This is a genomic window from Leisingera sp. (assembly GCF_034669605.1).
In the GTDB taxonomy this organism is placed as follows: domain Bacteria; phylum Pseudomonadota; class Alphaproteobacteria; order Rhodobacterales; family Rhodobacteraceae; genus Leisingera.
This window is the reverse complement of the sequence record NZ_JAXMOX010000014.1, coordinates 20,257-38,324: the sequence shown is the minus strand read 5'-3', so window position 1 is coordinate 38,324 and position 18,068 is coordinate 20,257. Positions and strand designations below refer to the sequence as shown.

Here is an 18,068-nt window from a genome sequence, read left to right as displayed (position 1 = left end):
GTTCAACGAAGCTGCGGGCGGGCAGGAAGTCTTTCACCTGCATATGCATGTGCTGCCGCGCAAGGAGGGCGACCGGCTGCGCCCGCCGGGAACGATGGGGGATCAGGCGCTGATCCAGGCGCAGGCGGAACAGATCCGCGCTGCACTTGCCGCAGGCTGAGGCCGGCCATTCAGGCGGACCATTGCTGTATTGAAACCGCCGCCTGAATAACCGGGGCGGTTTCAATGCGAATTCGTGCATTCGAAATAAATGTTGATCTTTAGTTGAATTTGACCATAGCTGTTTCGCAAATTGGTTGTAGGTCAAAGAAGGCGCTCGCGCCTAAGCGTATAGGAACCCAAGAATTGGGTGGTCTGGCACGGTATGCCAGCCCGGTTTAGGGCGGCATCAGCCGGTAATTTTCAGTTGACAGGCTGACTGTCTGAAACAAGCGGGCAAACGCGCCCGTGCCTGAACGTATGCTTGCAAGGCGTGCCGCCGCATTGACGCGAAAAGCATTATTGGAGGGAGCGGTGTGACTCTCTTGTACCGTGCGCAGGCCTTGTCGCAGGACCAGGTTGTTGCTGCCATTTACGAAACGATTATCCGGCCAGAGCAATTCGACCGGTTTTCCGCTGGTCCGCCGGGCGGCGGGGACGGCCTTGGCCGCTGGGGGGCGGTTGGGCGGCCCAGGGCCGTGCCCGTGCTCAGGGCGCATTTCTCGCGCGCAATGCAGATCCAGGAACAGCAGTGGGAGCGTGCAGGGCGGCCGGATCCCGGTGAATGTTCAGGCGATTGCCCCCGGTTCTGGCTGCTGGCCAGCGCCGGACCCGGGGGGCGCCTGTTGAATGCGTCGCAACCCGCCGCCCGGCAGCTAGCCAGCGGCGGAGATCTTCCTGCGGCCATGGGGCTGACACAGGCCGCTGCAGACCGGTGGCGTATTCTTATGGAGCAGGTGCGCGAGGGGGAGTTTTTCTGGCAGGAGGTTCTGCTTCTCGGCACTTGCCGCCCGGGGGAGCGGTTTCTGTGCCGCCCTGTCCGGCTGGATGGGGCAGGCAGGCCTGTCGCAGCCGTCATGGCGGAACGGCTGGACTGCGAATGGAGCGAAGAGGCCGCAGGACCAGTGGCCGCGGCCTTCGGACTGCAGAGGTCCGAAATCGACCCGCTGAAGGCAGTGATGAACGGCACCGGCGGCCAGGTGGAGGCAGAACTGGAACAGATTGCAGCCAGGGCAGGAGCGCCGGGAACGGCTGAGCTGATCCGGCTGGCCGCCTTCCTGTTCAACGAACATATACGGGATTTGAAAATTGCCCGGGGCGAGCTGCTGCCACCTTCGGAAGAGGTTGAGGACAGAAGCGGGCGGCGCAGTCAGTTTTTCCGGTTCGGCGCCGAAACCGGACAGCCGGTGATCTATGTGCACGGGATGCTGGACGGGATCGCGCCGCTGCAGCGTCTGCAGCCGCAGCTTAGAACCCTGGGGTTCCGGGTCTATGCGCCGATGCGTGCGGGCTATGGCGGCTCGGTGCCGCTGCCGCGCGGGCTGGATCCGGCGGATGCCTTTGTTCAGCAGCTGGATGCACTGATCACACGCAAAAACCTGCAGCGGCCGGTATTGCTCAGCCACCGGGGCGGCGCATTGTACGGCTGCGCGGCGGCCAACCGGCTGCACAGCCGGATCGCCGGGCTGGTGGCGGTGGCCTCAAATTGTTCGATTGCCACGCCGCAGCAGTTTTCCGGGCTCAGCGGCTATGCCTGGCTGGTGGCCTTTGCCGCCACCCGTGCCCGCTGGATGCTGCCCTGGTTGATGAAAGCCTGGTCAGGCGCTCAGCACTGGTACGGGCATAAGGCGCTGCTGACGGCCCAGACTGCGCGCAACAGCCGCGAAAAGGTGATGCTGGATCAGATGGACCTGCTGCCGCTGCTGAAGCAAAGCCAGCTGCTGTTCCGGCAGCAGGGCGGCGCCGGATTCCTGGCGGATGTGCAGATGATGCGGCAGGGGAGCCGGAAGATAGCGCTGACACGGCACACGCGGGCGGTTTTTGTGCATGGCGGCGAGGACCGCGTCGCGCCGCTGTCCGGTATCCGCGATATCTTCGGCAGTCAGCAGAACGCTCAGCTTTGCGTCAGTCAGGAAGCGGGAGCGCTGCTGTTTTACACCTTTCCGGAACTGGTGCTGACGGCGCTGCAGGACTGCGCTTCGGCGGCACAAGGCAAGGCCTAGCCGCCAAAAACGTGCTCAAAGCTGCGCTTCAGGGCGACGTCTACATCCGCCATGGTGACGGGCAATCCCAGATCGACCAGGCTGGTCACCCCGTATTCGGTAATGCCGCAGGGCACGATGCCGGTGAAATGCTCCAACTCCGGCTCCACATTGATCGAGATGCCGTGGAAGCTGACCCATTTGCGCAGGCGGATGCCGATGGCGGCGATCTTGTCCTCGGCCGTGCCGCCGGTTGCGGTCTGCGGCTTGTCCGGGCGTTCGACCCAGACGCCGACACGGCCGTCGCGGATATGGCCCTTGATGTTGAACTCATCCAACGCGGCGATTACCCAGCTTTCCAGCTGCTGCACGAACCGGCGCACGTCGTGGCCGCGCTGGCCCACGTTCAGCATCACATAAACCACCCGCTGGCCCGGCCCGTGATAAGTATATTGGCCGCCGCGTTTGCTGTCATAGACCGGGAAACGGTCCGGGTCAGTCAGGTCTTCGCGCTTGGCCGAGGTGCCGGCGGTGTAAAGCGGCGGATGTTCGACCAACCAGATGCATTCTTCCGCAGTGCCCGCGGCGATCGCCGCCGCGCGCTCTTCCATGAAGGCAACTGCTTGATCATATTCAACAAGGCCGTCCGATGCGATCCATTCAACCATGGCTCTTGCTGTCCTTTTCCGTCATCCCTTCGGCCCCGCCAGTAAAGTGATCGTAAAATTCCTAGGTAGCAGCCCTGACTGTGGAGTATCCTGATTCCATTGTTAGTATCCATAGGGGGCGAGTATCATGCTTTCCAAGCCGCTTAAGCCGGCATTGACCGCCGCGTTTCTGGCGACATCGGTCACCAGCCCTGCGACTGCGAGCGATTTGGGCGCCGCAATTGTCGGAGGGGTGATTGGCGGGGTTATCGTCAATGAAGTTCACAAAAATAAACAGCGCCAGCGCCGTGCCACCACCTACCACCGCGCTCCGGCAAGCTCTGCCACCCGGGCGCAGAACCGTGAAACCCAGGTGGCACTGAATTATTTCGGCTTCCACTCCGGCACGCCGGATGGGGTGCTGGGCAGGCGGTCCCGCGCCGCCATTTCCCAGTATCAGGTCCACATGGGCTATCCGGCCACGGGCTACCTGGCCCCGTATGAACGCAATTTCCTGGTCAGTTCCTACAGCCGTGCGCAAATCGGTGGCCCGCCGGTCATCAAAGCGATGCAAGGCCCCAACGGGGTGCGCGGATTGCTGCATGCCTGGCGGGATGAGGCCGCGGGTGTCAGAACAGCAGGGAGCAGTTACGGCGGCTACGGCGGGTTGCCCTCCGAAGTCAGCCAGGCGGTGGATGAGATCGCCGCCAGCTCCGAACCGAGCGGAGAGCAGCTGTTGCAGCGCACCGGCTTCATGCAGCTGGCGGATCTGAATGGCGATGGCCGCAACGACTATGTGCTCGATACGTCGGTGTCCGGCAGTTCCTTCTGGTGCGGCGCGTCGAATTGCTCGGTGATGGTCTTTGCCTCCACGCCGCAGGGCTATCAGCGCAATGACTTCCTGGCGCGCGGCGTGACACCCGCCAGCTTTGCCTGCCATCAGGGCACCTGCCGCATGGCGGATACGGGCAGCGATGCCCCGGTTCAGGCCGCCCAGCAGAACCGCAGCACGGTGACAGCCTTTGCCGGCCAGGAAAGCGCCTCGCTGGGCGGCATCACCCTGTTTGACCAGCCGGCGCCAAGTGCCTCGCTTACCAGCTATTGCAGTAAGGTAAGCCTGCTGACCAGCTCGAACGGCGGCTTTATGACAGCGGCAAGCATGACTGACCCGGAACTGGCGCTGGGCGAGCAGTTCTGCCTCGCTCGCACCTATGCCATCAACGCGGGCGAGACCCAAGCCGGCAAGGTTCAGGCTGTTTCGCAAGCGCAGATCGACACCCAATGCGATGCGTTCGGCCCGGCTGTGCAGCCATTCCTGGCCAAGCTCGGAACTGCGGGCAGCGGCGAAGTAATGGGTGATGTGCAGAAGTTCGTGCTGCAGTCCGGTATGTCGCTGGAACAGCTGGCCAATACCGCCGGGATTTGTCTGTTCTCCGGTTACCGCCGTGATGACATGGAGGTGGCGCTGGGTGCCGCGCTGATTCTGACCGGTGCCGGCCAGCGCCCCTATGCCGAGCTGATCGGCCACCATCTGGCGTTGGGCTTTGGCGCGCCGGTCACCGCAGAAAGGGCGCAGGATTGGTACGGCATGGCCGTGATTTCGCTGGAGGGCGGCGCTGCACCTGTCTTTGCCCCTGGGCAGCCCGAGCGGGCAGAGCTGATCAAGACAGCCTCGGCCAAGCTGGCCGGCGGCCGGGTTCAGCCGGTGCAGGCCTCCGGCGCTGCGGCATTGCCGTCGTTCTCCTCTGACTGATCGCTGATCTTTTCAGCTGTATGCTGTAAATGGCCGGCAGAACTGCCGGTCATTTTTTTATGCTGAGTTCCGGTGCCCCCGAAACCCCGCGGCTTTCTGCCGTTTGTGGCCGGGTTTTTACTTTAAATGCTGGATTTCAACCTTTGACACCCTGCGGCCTTGAATGCAACTTGTGCAATTAAAAAGTGCGTTGTCTTAGGGGGGTGTTTATGCGGTTCAAGCTGCTTTCCACATTCATTATCTGTTCTGCGCTGGCACTGACGCCGGCCGAACGTGTTTCTGCCGATGCGGGCGACTTTGCTGCCGGTGCCATCATCGGCGGCATCATCGGCGGCGCCCTGTCCAAGAACCAGCGGCGCTCGGGAACCAAGGCGCCCCGGCGTTCCCGGCTGCCGTCCACTCAGGAAGGCCGCCAGATTCAGGAATCGCTGAACTACTTCAGTTTCCCTGCGGGTGCGGTCGACGGGCAGCTGGGCCGTAAAACACGCGAGGCGGTTTCCGCCTATCAGGCTTACCTGGGCTATCCGGTCACAGGGCAGCTGAACGATTTCGAGAAAGACCTGCTGCTCAGTTCCTTCCAACGGGCGCAAGCCAGCGGCTATCTCGCCAGCCAGCAGGCGATGGCGCATCCCGACGGGCCGCGCGGGCTGCTGAAGATCTACCTGGCCGAGCGGCTGTCGCCGCAGCCGCAGCCTCAGCAGCCCTATGGCCTGCCACAGGCCGTCATGGCCGGGAGCAGCACCGGCACCTATGGTGTGCCGCAGCAATACGGGCAGAGTGCACAGCAGCAATACGGCCAGCAGCAGATGGGGTTTGCGGCCACCACCCAGGCATACGGCATTCCGCAGCAGCCCCAGTTGCAGGGCCAGCAAGGGCAATTCGTGCCGCAATCGCAGGTGCCGGGCCAATTTGTGCCTCAAGACCAGCTGCAGCAACAGAGCCAGTTCGTGCAGCAGGGGCAGGTGATGGCGGCCGCGCAGGGACAGGCGCCGATCCAGAACAGCGCGGTAGTTCAGGGCAGCGGCACCGCGGCAACACCGGTCCTGTTGCAGCAGAACGATATTGCCGCACCGCTGATCAGCCGCCGCGCGTTGGTGATCGGCGTCGACGGCTACCAGAACCTCGCCGCCTTGCAAAAGGCGCGCAACGATGCCCTGGCGGTCAGCGATACGCTCGGGGCGCTCGGCTTTGAGGTGACCACGCTCTATGACGCGGGGCGCCGCGACATCAACAGCGCGGTCTCGACCTTTGCCAACCAGATCAAGCCGGGGGATGAAGTCCTGTTCTACTTCGCGGGCCACGGGGTTGAGGTCGACGGGCGCAATTATCTGCTGCCCTCCGATGTGCCGATGGTAAATTTCGGCGATGAAAGCTTCCTGACCGGGGAAAGCATTGCCGCCGACCGGGTGCTTGGCACTTTCCAGCGCAAGGGTGCGCGCTCAACCATCATGATCCTGGACGCATGCCGCAACAATCCCTTCCCCAGGGACGGCCAGCGGTCGGTCGGCGGCACCCGCGGTTTGGTGCGGATGGAGCCGCCGGAGGGCGCCTTTATCCTGTATTCCGCCGGCACAGGCCAAACTGCCCTGGACCGGCTGTCGGACAATGATGCCAATCCGAATTCGGTGTTCACCCGCGCGCTGCTGACGCGCCTGAACCAGCCGGGCATGACGCTGCACCAGCTGGCCAAGCAGGTGCGCCGGGATGTTCAGGATCTGGCAGCCACCGTGAACCACGATCAGTTCCCGGCCTATTACGACCAGATGTCGGGCGAAATGGTGCTGCGGCGCCAGTTGGCGGCCCAGGGCAACTGAGACTGTTTCCAGGGAGCCTTTTGAAACCGGAGACTGCCGGGATACCCGGCTGTTTTCCGGCGCTTAAGCGGGGTGGCCCGCGGGGGCGCGCATTCTGTTCAAAAAAGATAATTTTCAGCTTCACATCGCATCCGGGCTGGTCTATACGCCTCGACACCAAGCCTAAGACAGTGCGGTCGTGGCGGAATTGGTAGACGCGCAGCGTTGAGGTCGCTGTTCCTTAACCGGAGTGGAAGTTCGAGTCTTCTCGACCGCACCAAAACTTTCTCCTAACACCAAGAAAAATAAGGGTTAGAGCAGAAACGGCCTTTCCCTGTCCCCCACTGTGTCCCCCAATGGTTTTTTGTGGTCTGAACCACGGTCCCGGGACATTGCAACTCCCGCGGCCGGAAGATCGCCAGCCGGGAACCAGGCGCGGGGCAGGGCGCAATGCTCGAATCGGTCGCCCACGCGCAGGAAGGTGCCGAGGCTGGTAGCCGCGCGTCCCTCGTCGTAGTCGATCACATTGACGGTCAGGCCATCCCACGGGTGGCCGGTATAGGCCTGAATGGTCACGCGGGGCCGAGTCACTGCTGCGGCTCCTGCCCCTCGATCAAGGCCTCCATTTCCTCGACCTTCAGCAGCGACATGCTGCCGAACTTTCGGATCTTGATACGGCCCTCATCACTCAGGCGGTAAACTGTCCGCTTGGAGAGGCCGAATACCTCCTGCACGTCCCGCACGCGGACATAAATCGGCTTCACAGGCGCCTGTTCAGATTTGGAATGCATGAAACTCTCCATGAATGTCAGGCGCACCTTCACCCGGTGCGCCCGAGGCGCTTAGGCGCGCTTAGGCGCGCGCCGGTCGGTCGCCTTCCCAGCCGATCGGCATCTGGAAGCCCGCGGCGTGCTTGTGGCCGCCACCGCCGTACTGCGCCGCGATCTCGGACACGTCCATGCCCCCCCTTGCCGAGCGCAGGCTGAACACGCGCAGGCCATCGGCGCGGTCGAAGTAGCAAGCGGCAAAGACCTCCTCCTGCGCCATCAGGTGCGCGGCGTCCGAGGCCATCGTGCGGGGCAGGTTCGCCACCGGCACCGTGCAGTTTCCGATCACCATCGGGCGCTGGCAGATCCGGATCAGCTCCGCGATATCTTTGTGGTGCTTGCGCTCGATCGCCGCGCCGCGCTCGACGGCGGATTTGAACAGGCGCGCGTCGTCCAGCATGCTGGCGCAGGTGTGCCACAGGCCAAAATCGTACTCATGCGAGAACAGCCAGGCGGCAATCTCCCGCGAAAATACGAGATCGAACCGCCACAGGTCCCGGTCGGCCACATAGTCCACCAGCACGGGTCGCGTCTCGCCCGGGTGGAAAAAATCCCAGGCCAGCTGGGCACCGCTGCGCTCCATGTCAAAGATCACAGAAGGCACGCCAATGTTTCTGCCAGCCGTTCCAGCATTCACTGCCGCCAAGTGGGCAGTCCACGTTTCAGAGCCGAGGCTCTCACACTCAGGGAGCGGAAAGCCTGCCAGATCCTCCTGCGCGGTCTTGTGGTGGTCCAGCACCAGTACAGAGCGCGCGTCAGCCGCCATCCGCTCCAGCACGGGGCGTTTGTAGCTGAAGTCCACCAGGACCACGTCCGCGCCAGTCACGTCCGGCGGCGGCGCGCCGTAGGTGCCGGCATAGAATTCGACATCGGCGCCCAGCGCGCTGCGAACCGCCCATGCAGCGGTGAAGCCATCTGCGCATGACGCATGATAAATACAGACTGTTCTTCTCATTGGGGTCACTCCATCAAAGGCTTGCCTTGCCCGATCTTGCGGGCGGCCGGACGGGCCCACTCGGGCAGCTTCAGCTGGCCGCCACCGGGGCGGCGCTCGGACACAACAGCAAGCTCGGTGCTGGGGCGCTTGCCGGGTGCCAGTGCGGTCCATGGTGCCAGCTTGATCGCAACGCTTCCCCGGGCGCCTCCGAACAGGCGAAAGCCGGCCGGATCAGAGGCGTCCGCCAACTCAACGTCCATGAGGTGGGTTTTGCCTTGATCGTCGTAGAGCGTGAGCTTCAGGGCGTCTTTGTCAGGATCCAGAGCGCCGCCGAAGAAACGCTTTTGGGCGGCCTCGGACAAACCGATACGGACGCACTGCCCGGACCTCGTGTCTGCCACCGAGATGCTGAATCCGGACTTTCCGGCTCCAACCTCGAATGGCTTAGGGATTATGGCTGGCATAGTTTCCTCCTGCTTTGGGTTCACTGCATTGCAGTGACGTTGCAGGAGGTGGGGCAGGGCGCTTAGGCGCGCTTAGGCGGCGAGCTTGGCGGTGATCAGATCGTGGAACACGGAGACGGTACGGTCTGTCTCGTATTCCGCTATAAACTCGCCTAGCATTTTCAGGTTTTCATTCGTGCTGCAGACGTCCAGCCAGGCCTGGGTGGATACAAGGTGACCGTCCGCATCGCGGGCTTCGGCAACCCACCCCTGCGCGCGCACTTGGTCGGTTGTGGTCAAGTTGATCGGCTTCGGGTCTTTCATGGTGCCTCCTGGGTTACTGGAAATTTGCGAGCGAGACCGGATAGCCGTCATGTACGACGCCATCCAGCTCCCGGCCTTTGGCCTTTATTTCGCTCTGGCTCCGGCCCTCCCATTGCTTGAACAGGAACGGCACATCAGCGGCCGCGCACTGGTCGCGCAGATGCCGGAACCACTGCGGATCTGCAGGTCGATACCGCGGGCCACTTTCGCCGCCCGCGATCACCCAATTTACGGCGTCGCCGCCAAGCCAGCCCATTGAAGGGCGCAGGTTGACCGGCCCCTGCAGCGGCTCGCATGACAGGAAATGCACACGCGCCGGGATCTCGACCAGCTTCGGAATGCGCCGGTCGGCTTCGGTCTGGTTCTCGACCGTCGTACCCAGCCATACGTTCGAATACCCGTCGCGCCAGTCGTCAGGCAGAAACCGCCCGATGTTCTGCGGGCGCTTGGTCAGCAGCAGAAAGTCGAGGTTCTGGCACTGCCGGATCAGCGACCACAGCTCGCGCCGCCATGCCGCCTCGATGCTCTTGTGGTTGTCGAAAACGTCAGCCAAGGAGGCCACGAACACGCGCGGCCGCTCCGGCACGCCCTCGGCCTGCCGGTTCCATTTGACCGGGTTTCCCCATGTCTTTGTCCTGGTGCGCGGTGCGTGCGGCCCCCAGCGCTCGCCGCCAAAGCGGTTGTCCCATGCCTCCGCATAGCAGTTGTCACAGGCCGCGCTGACGCGGGTGCAGCCGATCCACGGATTGAACGTGTGGGTAGTCCATTCGATGCCGCTGTTCTCGGCCATGTGTGTCTCCCGGCATTTGTTGGATTCAGTTGACGCGGATCGCATAGACTTCGACGTCCTGCGGCCCGAAATGGGGGTGGTTGATCCAAGTGCGCTTGCAGCCGCGCCAGGGGCGCACCAGCGTGCGTTCCGGGTCGCCTTTCTTCGGGTAACCGCGGGTCAATACGATCTGATCGTATTCGCGGCCCTCAAGACGTTTTTCCCAGATCGGCTTTACCTCCCGGAATTCCGAGACCTTTTCGCCGCTTTTGATCTGGTCGAAGTAGATGCCTTTCATGGGCAGATACAGGGTGCGCATTTGGCCTCCGGAATTTGTTAGGTTACTCTTTAGGGGTGCGCGGCAACATTTATTCCCCCTTCAGGATCTCGACGGTGAACGGCGGCCGAACCCAGGCGCTCCAGTGCGTTGCAGCGGCCAGGGCACACTCCACACGCTCGGTCGGCTTGAATTCCCCGCCGCCATGCCCGGTGCTGAACAGAGAGCCCCGCGCCAGGTCGTCGCCGCAGCCGATCGCGTTGTACCCGTCCACCACCTCGCCGACCTGAAAGTCGCTGTCGATGGTGAACAGCCGGCCGCGCAGGCCGACCATGAACATGCCGCCGCGCTCTTCGCCGTTGTCGGTTTTCTTGAAACCCGCAGCGCCGAGGCGCTCACGCACGGAGTCGATGAAATCGGTACACATCCACTGCATCAGATCAGCGCGCGGGGAGGGAAGGTCAGGGAAGTCCCAGCCGTATTGCAGGGCTTGCCCCATGCGAAAGCTCGAGGTGTAGCCGATCAGGATATCATCCTGGCCGTGTTTGCGCAGGCGGAACACCTTGGGGTGGGATCGCACATCGATGCGGTGCCCGCTCGAGCCCGCGGCATCACCGCCCATCCAGACGTTGCGCCCGTCCGCTATTCCTACGATGCAGGTCATATCTGCCCTTTCGATTATTTATGATGGATAAGCACCAGCCGCCGGTAGGCGGCCATGTTTCGGATCTGGAACGCGAAAACTCGCGTCTCCGGGTCGGCATTGAGGGCGGCGACCTCCTCGGCGTGGTCGCGGGCGCAGGCGTTTACCTCCGGCACGTTGGTGCAGCCCCGAAACGCGTCCAGGATGGCCTCAACGCGGGGAGGGATCATGTGTCTTCCTCGAGCCGGTCAAGGATCTCTTGCGCGGCGTCTTCAAACAGCAGGGCATGGCTCCCGGCATGAGCCGCTATGATTTCGGCAATTTCGTAGACGGACGGCAGCGGCCGCTTGGCCTCTCCCGCACCGGGCTTGCGGTCACTCTGGATTTCTTCTTCTGGCATAGACGGTCTCCTGAAACAGAAGGCCCGCCCAGCGCCCATGGGGAGGAGGGAAAAGCGCCGGGCGGACCAGCCCGGATCGGCATCCGGGCATGCCCCGACAATGGCCCGTGTAACGGCGCGGCGCGTAGGCGCGCTTAGGCGCCAAAGAAAAACCCCGGCGCCAGGGCCGGGGTTGATGTGAGTGGTGGTGTAGGTCAGATCAGGGGAAATACGTTCCGCCAGCCAGATCGCGGCTGAACTGCTGGCGCATGTCCTCCTCACGCTTTCGGACGGCAGCATAGGCCTCCGGGCGGGCCAAAGGCGCGAATGCAGGATCAGATACCCTTGACGGGTCTCCAACCATGTCTAGCAGCTGATCGGCCTCCCTGAGCTGATGCCTTGCGCAAGACCAGACCGAAACGGACGGCTCCTCCTGCTCGCGGCAGATGCGAACAAGGTCGGCACCGGCAGAACCGTAGAGATCCTCAGTCTGCACTGCTGACAAAAGCTCAAGGGCTATGTGGGTCGGAGCCAAGCACTTCTTGACGGTCGAAAACTCGGAGTGGCGCGCCTGGCATTCGGCCAACGCCTCGTCGCTGACTTCCTCGCCCAGCGCAGGGGATGAAACAGCAGCAGCAGACATGGCAGCGATAAGGACAAACTTCTTCATGGCAATCTCCATTGTCAATGGAACCCGTTTACGGGATGAATTCGCCTCAATCAATCGGCTCACAGCGCCTACGCCGCAAGGGCTGTCAGCGCCTCGAACTCCTCCAGGAATGCCCGGCGAGCGGCAGGCGGCGACCATGGGTCGATGCGGATGCCCAGCGCGGGCTCGGTCAGGTTCCAATCCATCGGCGGCCGCAGCATGATTTGCGCGGCTTCGTCGGCCAGGATCGCGGCGTCCACGCGTTTCACCTCGGGCGGGATGGTTGCGGGCGCCAGGCCAAATGCATGCACCACGGCATCCATTACGCGAGCCTCTGCCTCCTCGTACCCGGCAAGGTGTGGCTTGATCGGGCGCGGCACGTCGATCAGGTACGCCTCCGAGGCGTCATGCAGCAGACCCCAGAGCTTCAGAGGGGTGGGCAGGGCGCGGGATACCAGAACGCTATGCTGCGCGACCGAATAGAAATCCTTGCAGTGCCCGGTGAACCGGCAGAGGTTTGACAGCGCATGCGCCACGTCCTCGATGCAGATATCCTCGGGCCGCGGATCGATCGGCCAGAACGCTTTGCCTGTGGCGGTCTGAATCCATCCGCCGTTTCTATGCTCGGGCATGCCTTGCTCCTTTTCTGGGTGCGATCAGGATCTGACCGGCATCTGAAATAATTCCCCGTAAAAGGCGATCAAATCGCCCTACCATCAACGTGCCCCTTAACCTACGGGGGGGGGCAGCGGCCCGCAGGTAACTAGTGCTTGTTTGACCAGCTTCGCGGGTCGCACTCCTTTGATGGATCAGCCTGTTGTTCGGGAAGGACACGCAAAATCCAGCCACCAGCTGCCGTGCAAACCGTAAGGTTCTTGCCAGATCAGCAATCTTTCCACAGAACCCTTCGGAACCTGACAGGCCTTTGCGGCAGCCCGCAACATCCTTTTTTTAGGAACCGTTCGATCATTGGAATACCAGAAAGTATTGGCCGTATATTGAGCCTCCGGAAAACTGGGTAATGGCTGTGTCCTCGGGCTGATTTGCACGTCACACGCCCCAACGAAAACGGCTAGGGCGGCAAGGATCATTCGAGGCATAGGAAGCTCTCCTTTTCTGTATTCGCCGGGACAGGGAACTGCGGCCCCGCCCCCGCTCGAACCCCGCCACGCGGCGCGTGGAAGGGGAACGGCCCCTATACTGGATGGACCTAGGAACCAACGCCGAGATGCTTGTTTATCTCAGCGGTAATGCAAGTCTTGGCAATGTCAGCCATGATCCCAAGGGTCGCCCCACCAACAGTCGCAACCACCCCTTTTACATCGTTCCAAATGCTTTCGCTGCGAATAGCCTCAATGAAGTCGTGACCATAATTCGTCATCCTGAAGGAGCCACCAAATTTTCCTCTTTCCTCAAGCATACCCGCGTCCACAAGAAGCTTGAGATGATAGTAACTCCTGCGCTCATCGTCGGGACTCCCGTCGGTCAGAACGCACAAAAAAATCGCATCATCGTGGGCCTCGATTTCGAGGAGCAGACTGCGTATCAAATCGTTGTCTCGCTTCAATAAAATTCTCCTATTCAGACTTTTCCGGTTTGACGAACATGCTCCGAATGAGCGCATCGCCGCATGTCTCGCACATATCCCGCTTTGGGTCCGGCCACGTCAAAACCGCAGGCGTGAATACCTCGCCGCATTTCCCGCATGGTCGCTCAACTGGTATGCTTTCCCTAACGCTCACGCCCTTGCTCCTTATCTGGACTTCCGAAACTTAAGATACAGGGAGCCGCCAATCACCCACGCCAAATGCATCCAAACTATCAGCCAACCATCGAGCTCTAGCGCAATCCCCAAGATCGTCGGCCAGCCAATCACCAATGTGGCCCCTACAACAAAGGCAAACTGCATGCCCGCAACCAGCGAAAGGGGGAACACCAGTTCGAACAGCAGCCACCTTATTACACGCATGATGCCCGGCTCTCCTTACTTGGATTTCACCTTTCCCAGCCTATCCGCCTGGTTTCTGTCATGAGGCAGCACAACATCTAAGCTGAAGGTCAGGCGTGAAACAGTAGAGTTGCGCGCCTCGGCATCACCACCGAGAGATGCTTCAACAACGAGGATTTTTGCCTTCGCCGAAGCCCCACCACTTTTGGAACTCTCTGCACTAACAGCGATATCGAAGTTCAACGTCGTTCTCGGAGCAACGAAGCTTTCTGCGTTGGCAGGAAGCGAACGACCTTGCCCCGCAACCTTGACATCGTGTCCCCCGGGGTTAACCAGGCCTCCGGCACTTTTTACAATTTCATCTGCCTCGGTTATCGCACCCGATATATCCGAGATGGCTGACACGATGAAATCCTTTAAATCCATTTATATACACTCCTTTTTAGGACTTCGATTTTAACCGTGATTGCCCGGCACTTTCGGGCCCCCTACCGTATATGCGGAGAGCCGGTAGCGCGTCCCTTTCTTCCTGTGTCAGTTCAGCCGCGATGGAATGCGCCAAGGCTTCAAGCTCTTTGCACCTTGGAACGACCACTTGCTCATTGATCTGATCGATTAGGATAATCACCGCTTCGACTTCGTCTCTACTGAAACTGACAAGTCGAGCCGTGAGGTTAGCCACGACAATACTGCCGTCGTCAAGAAAGGCCGCACCGCACTTGTAATCCTCAAAGGGGTTTACCGAGTGGGCAACGAACTTGCTTGCCACATTGTGAAAATACAAATGGAGCGAACTCTCAGATTCACCGAGAGCCTCGACGTCTGAAACCTGCAGCGGTTGACGAACGCCAGTAGTGAAACACCTTCTGTAAGCTATTGCAGCGGCTTCGAATAGCGCGTGCTGCACCTCTGGGTCGACAACCGACGCACACATCTTCAAGCGAGATCCTGCCCTTTTAAGATCTTGCTGATTGGCTCGCAGCTCCGCCAAGCGCGAGAACGTCTCGTGCGCAATCTCTTTAGCTTGCACATACGCGTTTCCCGACATTCCAGCTCCTTAATTGGACACCCCGAGATATGCGATCAACAGGCCGATTGCTGTCATCAAAAATCCCAAAATCCACTTCCATTCCCTGGAAGCAAAGCCAGCGGCCCTCCGGGCGAAGCTTGCGCTCCAGTGATGTTTCATAATCACTGGGCCTATTCTCCAGCCTCGCATCGCTTCCATTCGCTTTACATCTTCAACGCCGGTCCACCATCGAATAATTATCTGCTTCAACATGCCCCAGCTCCTTTTTAAGACACCAGCCAAACGACGATGCCAGCGGCGCTGATCGCCAGAGGGACCGCAACAGCAAACATCGGTATGAATGCGGCAAGGCCAGCATCCGCCCACCAGCGCCAGTGATCCATCGCCCGCAGCGCGGCGTAGAAAACTACCAGCGCCACCACCACTGCAATCGCTGCAACTCCAATCGCTTCAAGCATCGTCTCGCTCCTTATTTGGACGCTTAGATTAAACTTGTACGCTCAAATGGTTCCTGGCGGCAGGGCCAGCTGCCAATCCACGCCAGACTTATCAGACATTCTCATTAAGACCTTTGCTGATCGCTCGCGCATGTGGGCTGAAAGCCAACTTAATAAATCATCAATTCCTTCAAGCTTACCCATCACAAATTTCATGTTTGCTCTCTGGAATACAGTCAGTACTGCCCCGTCGAACTCAAACTCTAAACCGATCTCGACAGACTCATGCCCGCCATGATGCGCAAAACGCTCGTGCCTAAGGGCTATTATTTTATCGTGATAGGACCTTAGCTCTGGCGGAATATCATTGTGATCAAGCTTGATGACACCATTTACGAACAATCGACCATAAACTACTGACAGAGCGGTTTGGAGAACTGTGATCTCGTTCACAACTTCGATGCCAATTTCCCCTGCGGGCCAAGGGCCCATTGCGTCCAAGCGGTCTACAATAAAGCGCATTTCAGCGATAGCGAGACCTATGTTGGCGTATCGCTCCAGTTGATCCAACTCCTTGCTGCAATCTAACACGAGCTGTTCACCGGTTGCTTCCAGGGCTGCTATCTCCCGCTCTAAAGGCACTCCAAAACTCCTTAGCTGGATTCTTCCGAGCCAAACATCTGGGCCAACTCGTCTGCTGTTTTAATGGTTACACCGAACTCGGCTTCAAGTTCGTCACGCCGCGAAAGAAAGTCGTTATCATCTGTTACGAAAACATCCCGTCCATCTCTGAGGTGCCCCTCCAGATGAAGCGCGTCCCCATGATTGTCGCGGGTCATCGCCTTAGAAATAGGGAAATAGAGGTTTTCGTCCGACGCGATCACCGCACTCCCGATTTTCGCAAAGGGGCTGTCGACAACGGCTGTAGGCAAGTGCTTTTGGGACACCTTCCTATTGTCCTCCATGCCCTCTATCGCAATCGCGTGAATTTCTATCAGCCCGTCCAGCTCTAACCGCCGTAAAACTTTAATGTTTGCGCATCTGTCACAGGTGACAGTCAATTTCCTCTTCACTCAAAACTCCTTTCTTCAGATCACTCACCAACAATATCAGGGAAACGGTGCCCCGCGTCCCATTCCTTCTGCCAGGCGTAGTATGCCGCACGGCTGATCGGCGGGCCCTCGAGTTCCTTCATCGCCTTCCACACCGTATTCCCGCGCTCGCCAGCGGCAAGCATATCCTCTGCCCTGGCCACGCGCTCCGGCGTCATCGCCTTTGGCCGGCCACCCACGTCGCCGCGCTCTTTCGCACGCTCGATCCCGGCCTTGGTGCGTTCCACGATCAAGTCGCGCTCCAGCTCGGCAAACACGGCGAGTAGGTGGATCATCGCCTTGCCCATAGGGCCTGTGGTGTCGATCCGCTCTGTCAGGCTGACGAATGTCACGCCGCGATCTGACAGCAGCTTGAGGGTGTCGAGAACTCCGCCCAGGGTGCGCCCCAACCGGTCCAGCTTCCAGACCACCAGCTCCGTCCCCTCATGCTGCGCATACCTCAGCGCCTTAATGAACTGTGGCCGCTTCATGGCGCCACCGCTGGCCCGATCCACAAAGATCAGCTCGCGCGGAACGCCGTAGTTCAGCAGTGCCTGGATCTGCATATCCGGGTTCTGGTCAGAAGTGGAAACGCGAGCGTATCCGATCTTGCGTGTCGGCTGGTTATCGGATTCGGACGCCACTTTCTTACTACCTCGCGCGAGCATCAAACAATCAATTTGGACTATATATCTGGACAATACGAATGGACACCAGTACCGATCAACTTATTACCGAAGGAGAATAGGTGCCACTGTGAACTTTCAGAGATTTGTTACTGCGACAGTTTTAGCTTTAGCCACCGCTTCAGAAGCTCACGCGAACGCCAATGCGATTGAAAAAGCAAGAAACGCGCACAGAGAAGCTATGGAAGCATTGGAAGACTGCAGAAGTGCTTGGACACAAGACAGCAGGCGCGCTGCCGCCAAAACTATCGAAGAAAAGGGCGTCTATTTGGCTCTCAGCCTGAACCCGATATCTCGCTATGGCGACGAACAGGGGCGGATGCTCGAAGAAGTTACCGCCGCGCTGAAGGAGTGCGCCGCCATCGCCTATCCTGAATCCTAAAATCCCCCACCGGAGGAACGCGCCATGTCGAACGGCGACGGAATGACGAACTTTCACTGGCTCGAGAACAGCACCCCGAACGGATGGGCGTGGGCGCTGGCGGGCATCCCGGCAACTTTGGCGTGGCTTGCAGCCGCGCTCTGCTGGTTCCTTGAGCCGCGACTTGCCGCAGAGGTGTCGCCGCTCGCGTGGGCCATGTGGGCAGCGCTTGGCTGGTATGGCCTTCTGGTGGTGATCTTCGGCGGCTGGCTTGGCCTGCTGGCAATCACCGCGTCAGTCTGAATCTAACAATCCTCGGAGGCCACATGCCACATGACGGAACATACTGCTGCCCATCCTGCGGCAGCGAGGACGCGGTCGCCAAGTCGGTCGCATGGGATGCAAGGGCCGAGATACCGCCAAGGGCGGCGAAAGAACTTGACCGGCTGCATCAGGTCGAATTGGCGGCAAATGCTCTGATCGCCGCCAGCCCGCACCCCGGCAACGAAGCGACAGTCGTCGTGACGGTGCCTGTCGAAATGCTCAAGCGGCTGGCCATCGCGGCTGGCCGCGAGCTGTCCATCTAACCCGCCAGGAGGAACCGATGGCCGAACCGACCTTGGACACGCTGCACATCGAGCGTTGCGCCCGTGCGTATGAAGCCGGGTATAGCACCGTGAGCAACAGGCGCGCCGCCGACATAATGAGAGAGTTGGCCGCAGAGCGGGACAAGCTCGCAGCCATGATCCGGAAGCTCGAAAGCGCCTATGACGTCGTGTGTGCAGGCCGGTCCCAAGCCGCCTATGACCAGATGATCGCGGACGGCCAGGCCGATGCGCTCCTGGAACTCGACAACGCGCGCCGCGAGGCCCGCGCCACCCTGTCCTAAAACCG

29 protein-coding genes and 1 tRNA gene are annotated in these 18,068 nt (G+C 60.5%); 9 read left to right on the top strand and 21 right to left on the bottom strand.

What is annotated here, in order from left to right:
* Positions 1-160: HIT family protein (locus tag VOI29_RS03200; protein ID WP_323775997.1), on the top strand; the 160-nt coding region annotated here is incomplete at its 5' end.
* 355 nt (positions 161-515) lie between these two features.
* Positions 516-2,201 (top strand): alpha/beta hydrolase, encoded by a 1,686-nt coding sequence (locus tag VOI29_RS03195; RefSeq protein ID WP_323775996.1) that lies wholly within the window; start codon positions 516-518, stop codon positions 2,199-2,201.
* Here the strand turns inward: VOI29_RS03195 and lipB are convergent.
* The gene (gene lipB / locus VOI29_RS03190; protein WP_323775995.1) at positions 2,198-2,848 is read right to left on the bottom strand and encodes a lipoyl(octanoyl) transferase LipB; all 651 of its coding nucleotides are present in this window, start codon (positions 2,846-2,848) and stop codon (positions 2,198-2,200) included. The genes VOI29_RS03195 and lipB overlap by 4 nt on opposite strands.
* A 127-nt stretch (positions 2,849-2,975) precedes the next feature.
* Between lipB and VOI29_RS03185 the strand changes: the two genes are divergently transcribed.
* From VOI29_RS03185 to VOI29_RS03175, 3 genes are all read left to right on the top strand, one after another.
* Complete coding sequence (locus tag VOI29_RS03185) at positions 2,976-4,580, top strand: peptidoglycan-binding domain-containing protein (protein WP_323775994.1); 1,605 nt, start codon at positions 2,976-2,978, stop codon at positions 4,578-4,580.
* A 209-nt stretch (positions 4,581-4,789) separates the two neighbouring features.
* Positions 4,790-6,394, top strand: coding sequence for a caspase family protein (locus VOI29_RS03180; protein ID WP_323775993.1), 1,605 nt, complete (start codon positions 4,790-4,792; stop codon positions 6,392-6,394).
* A 172-nt stretch (positions 6,395-6,566) separates the two neighbouring features.
* A tRNA-Leu gene (locus VOI29_RS03175) sits at positions 6,567-6,653 on the top strand.
* Between the two features lie 32 nt (positions 6,654-6,685).
* Here VOI29_RS03175 and VOI29_RS03170 read toward each other — a convergent pair.
* The 20 genes from VOI29_RS03170 to VOI29_RS03075 form a co-directional block, all read right to left on the bottom strand.
* Entirely contained in the window at positions 6,686-6,964 is a 279-nt protein-coding gene (locus VOI29_RS03170) for a hypothetical protein (protein ID WP_323775992.1), read from the bottom strand.
* Positions 6,961-7,164, bottom strand: a complete 204-nt coding sequence (locus VOI29_RS03165) for a helix-turn-helix domain-containing protein (RefSeq protein WP_323775991.1) — start codon at positions 7,162-7,164, stop codon at positions 6,961-6,963. Before VOI29_RS03165 ends, VOI29_RS03170 begins: the two co-directional genes overlap by 4 nt.
* A 61-nt stretch (positions 7,165-7,225) precedes the next feature.
* Positions 7,226-8,155 carry a phosphohydrolase gene (locus tag VOI29_RS03160; protein ID WP_323775990.1) on the bottom strand — a complete coding sequence of 310 codons (930 nt, stop codon included), beginning with the start codon at positions 8,153-8,155 and terminating at the stop codon, positions 7,226-7,228.
* A 5-nt stretch (positions 8,156-8,160) separates the two neighbouring features.
* Positions 8,161-8,601: a hypothetical protein gene (locus tag VOI29_RS03155; RefSeq protein ID WP_323775989.1), complete on the bottom strand. Its 441-nt coding sequence runs from the start codon at positions 8,599-8,601 to the stop codon at positions 8,161-8,163.
* Positions 8,602-8,673: 72 nt separating this feature from the next.
* Positions 8,674-8,904 (bottom strand): hypothetical protein, encoded by a 231-nt coding sequence (locus VOI29_RS03150; RefSeq protein WP_323775988.1) that lies wholly within the window; start codon positions 8,902-8,904, stop codon positions 8,674-8,676.
* 13 nt (positions 8,905-8,917) lie between these two features.
* Positions 8,918-9,694, bottom strand: a complete 777-nt coding sequence (locus VOI29_RS03145) for a phage Gp37/Gp68 family protein (RefSeq protein WP_323775987.1) — start codon at positions 9,692-9,694, stop codon at positions 8,918-8,920.
* 25 nt (positions 9,695-9,719) lie between these two features.
* The gene (locus tag VOI29_RS03140; RefSeq protein ID WP_323775986.1) at positions 9,720-9,992 is read right to left on the bottom strand and encodes an ASCH domain-containing protein; all 273 of its coding nucleotides are present in this window, start codon (positions 9,990-9,992) and stop codon (positions 9,720-9,722) included.
* 49 nt (positions 9,993-10,041) lie between these two features.
* Positions 10,042-10,614 (bottom strand): hypothetical protein, encoded by a 573-nt coding sequence (locus tag VOI29_RS03135; protein ID WP_323775985.1) that lies wholly within the window; start codon positions 10,612-10,614, stop codon positions 10,042-10,044.
* Between the two features lie 14 nt (positions 10,615-10,628).
* The gene (locus VOI29_RS03130; RefSeq protein WP_323775984.1) at positions 10,629-10,823 is read right to left on the bottom strand and encodes a hypothetical protein; all 195 of its coding nucleotides are present in this window, start codon (positions 10,821-10,823) and stop codon (positions 10,629-10,631) included.
* A complete protein-coding gene (locus VOI29_RS03125; RefSeq protein WP_323775983.1) occupies positions 10,820-10,993 on the bottom strand; it encodes a hypothetical protein in 174 nt (57 codons plus the stop codon). The genes VOI29_RS03130 and VOI29_RS03125 overlap by 4 nt, the downstream gene beginning before the upstream one ends.
* A 199-nt stretch (positions 10,994-11,192) precedes the next feature.
* Complete coding sequence (locus tag VOI29_RS03120; RefSeq protein ID WP_323775982.1) at positions 11,193-11,642, bottom strand: hypothetical protein; 450 nt, start codon at positions 11,640-11,642, stop codon at positions 11,193-11,195.
* A 68-nt stretch (positions 11,643-11,710) separates the two neighbouring features.
* Positions 11,711-12,253, bottom strand: a complete 543-nt coding sequence (locus VOI29_RS03115; protein ID WP_323775981.1) for a hypothetical protein — start codon at positions 12,251-12,253, stop codon at positions 11,711-11,713.
* A gap of 578 nt (positions 12,254-12,831) precedes the next feature.
* Entirely contained in the window at positions 12,832-13,245 is a 414-nt protein-coding gene (locus VOI29_RS24550) for a DUF2513 domain-containing protein (protein ID WP_416361474.1), read from the bottom strand.
* A gap of 360 nt (positions 13,246-13,605) precedes the next feature.
* A complete protein-coding gene (locus tag VOI29_RS03105) occupies positions 13,606-13,995 on the bottom strand; it encodes a hypothetical protein (RefSeq protein ID WP_323775979.1) in 390 nt (129 codons plus the stop codon).
* A gap of 16 nt (positions 13,996-14,011) precedes the next feature.
* Positions 14,012-14,617: a hypothetical protein gene (locus VOI29_RS03100; protein ID WP_323775978.1), complete on the bottom strand. Its 606-nt coding sequence runs from the start codon at positions 14,615-14,617 to the stop codon at positions 14,012-14,014.
* Between the two features lie 9 nt (positions 14,618-14,626).
* A complete protein-coding gene (locus VOI29_RS03095) occupies positions 14,627-14,851 on the bottom strand; it encodes a hypothetical protein (protein WP_323775977.1) in 225 nt (74 codons plus the stop codon).
* A 14-nt stretch (positions 14,852-14,865) separates the two neighbouring features.
* The gene (locus VOI29_RS03090; protein WP_323775976.1) at positions 14,866-15,057 is read right to left on the bottom strand and encodes a hypothetical protein; all 192 of its coding nucleotides are present in this window, start codon (positions 15,055-15,057) and stop codon (positions 14,866-14,868) included.
* A gap of 42 nt (positions 15,058-15,099) precedes the next feature.
* Complete coding sequence (locus VOI29_RS03085) at positions 15,100-15,678, bottom strand: hypothetical protein (RefSeq protein WP_323775975.1); 579 nt, start codon at positions 15,676-15,678, stop codon at positions 15,100-15,102.
* A gap of 11 nt (positions 15,679-15,689) precedes the next feature.
* On the bottom strand, positions 15,690-16,109 hold the full coding sequence (locus VOI29_RS03080) for a hypothetical protein (RefSeq protein WP_323775974.1): 420 nt from the start codon (positions 16,107-16,109) through the stop codon (positions 15,690-15,692).
* Between the two features lie 20 nt (positions 16,110-16,129).
* Positions 16,130-16,795, bottom strand: a complete 666-nt coding sequence (locus VOI29_RS03075; RefSeq protein WP_323775973.1) for a recombinase family protein — start codon at positions 16,793-16,795, stop codon at positions 16,130-16,132.
* Between the two features lie 88 nt (positions 16,796-16,883).
* On the opposite strand from VOI29_RS03075, the gene VOI29_RS03070 reads away from it, so the two are divergent.
* From VOI29_RS03070 to VOI29_RS03055, 4 genes are read left to right on the top strand one after another with little or no spacing between them, the layout of a single operon-like run.
* Positions 16,884-17,195, top strand: a complete 312-nt coding sequence (locus VOI29_RS03070; RefSeq protein ID WP_323775972.1) for a hypothetical protein — start codon at positions 16,884-16,886, stop codon at positions 17,193-17,195.
* 24 nt (positions 17,196-17,219) lie between these two features.
* Positions 17,220-17,477, top strand: coding sequence for a hypothetical protein (locus VOI29_RS03065; RefSeq protein ID WP_323775971.1), 258 nt, complete (start codon positions 17,220-17,222; stop codon positions 17,475-17,477).
* Between the two features lie 23 nt (positions 17,478-17,500).
* Positions 17,501-17,761, top strand: coding sequence for a hypothetical protein (locus tag VOI29_RS03060; RefSeq protein WP_323775970.1), 261 nt, complete (start codon positions 17,501-17,503; stop codon positions 17,759-17,761).
* A 17-nt stretch (positions 17,762-17,778) separates the two neighbouring features.
* Positions 17,779-18,063: a hypothetical protein gene (locus VOI29_RS03055; RefSeq protein ID WP_323775969.1), complete on the top strand. Its 285-nt coding sequence runs from the start codon at positions 17,779-17,781 to the stop codon at positions 18,061-18,063.
* Positions 18,064-18,068: the final 5 nt, after the last annotated feature.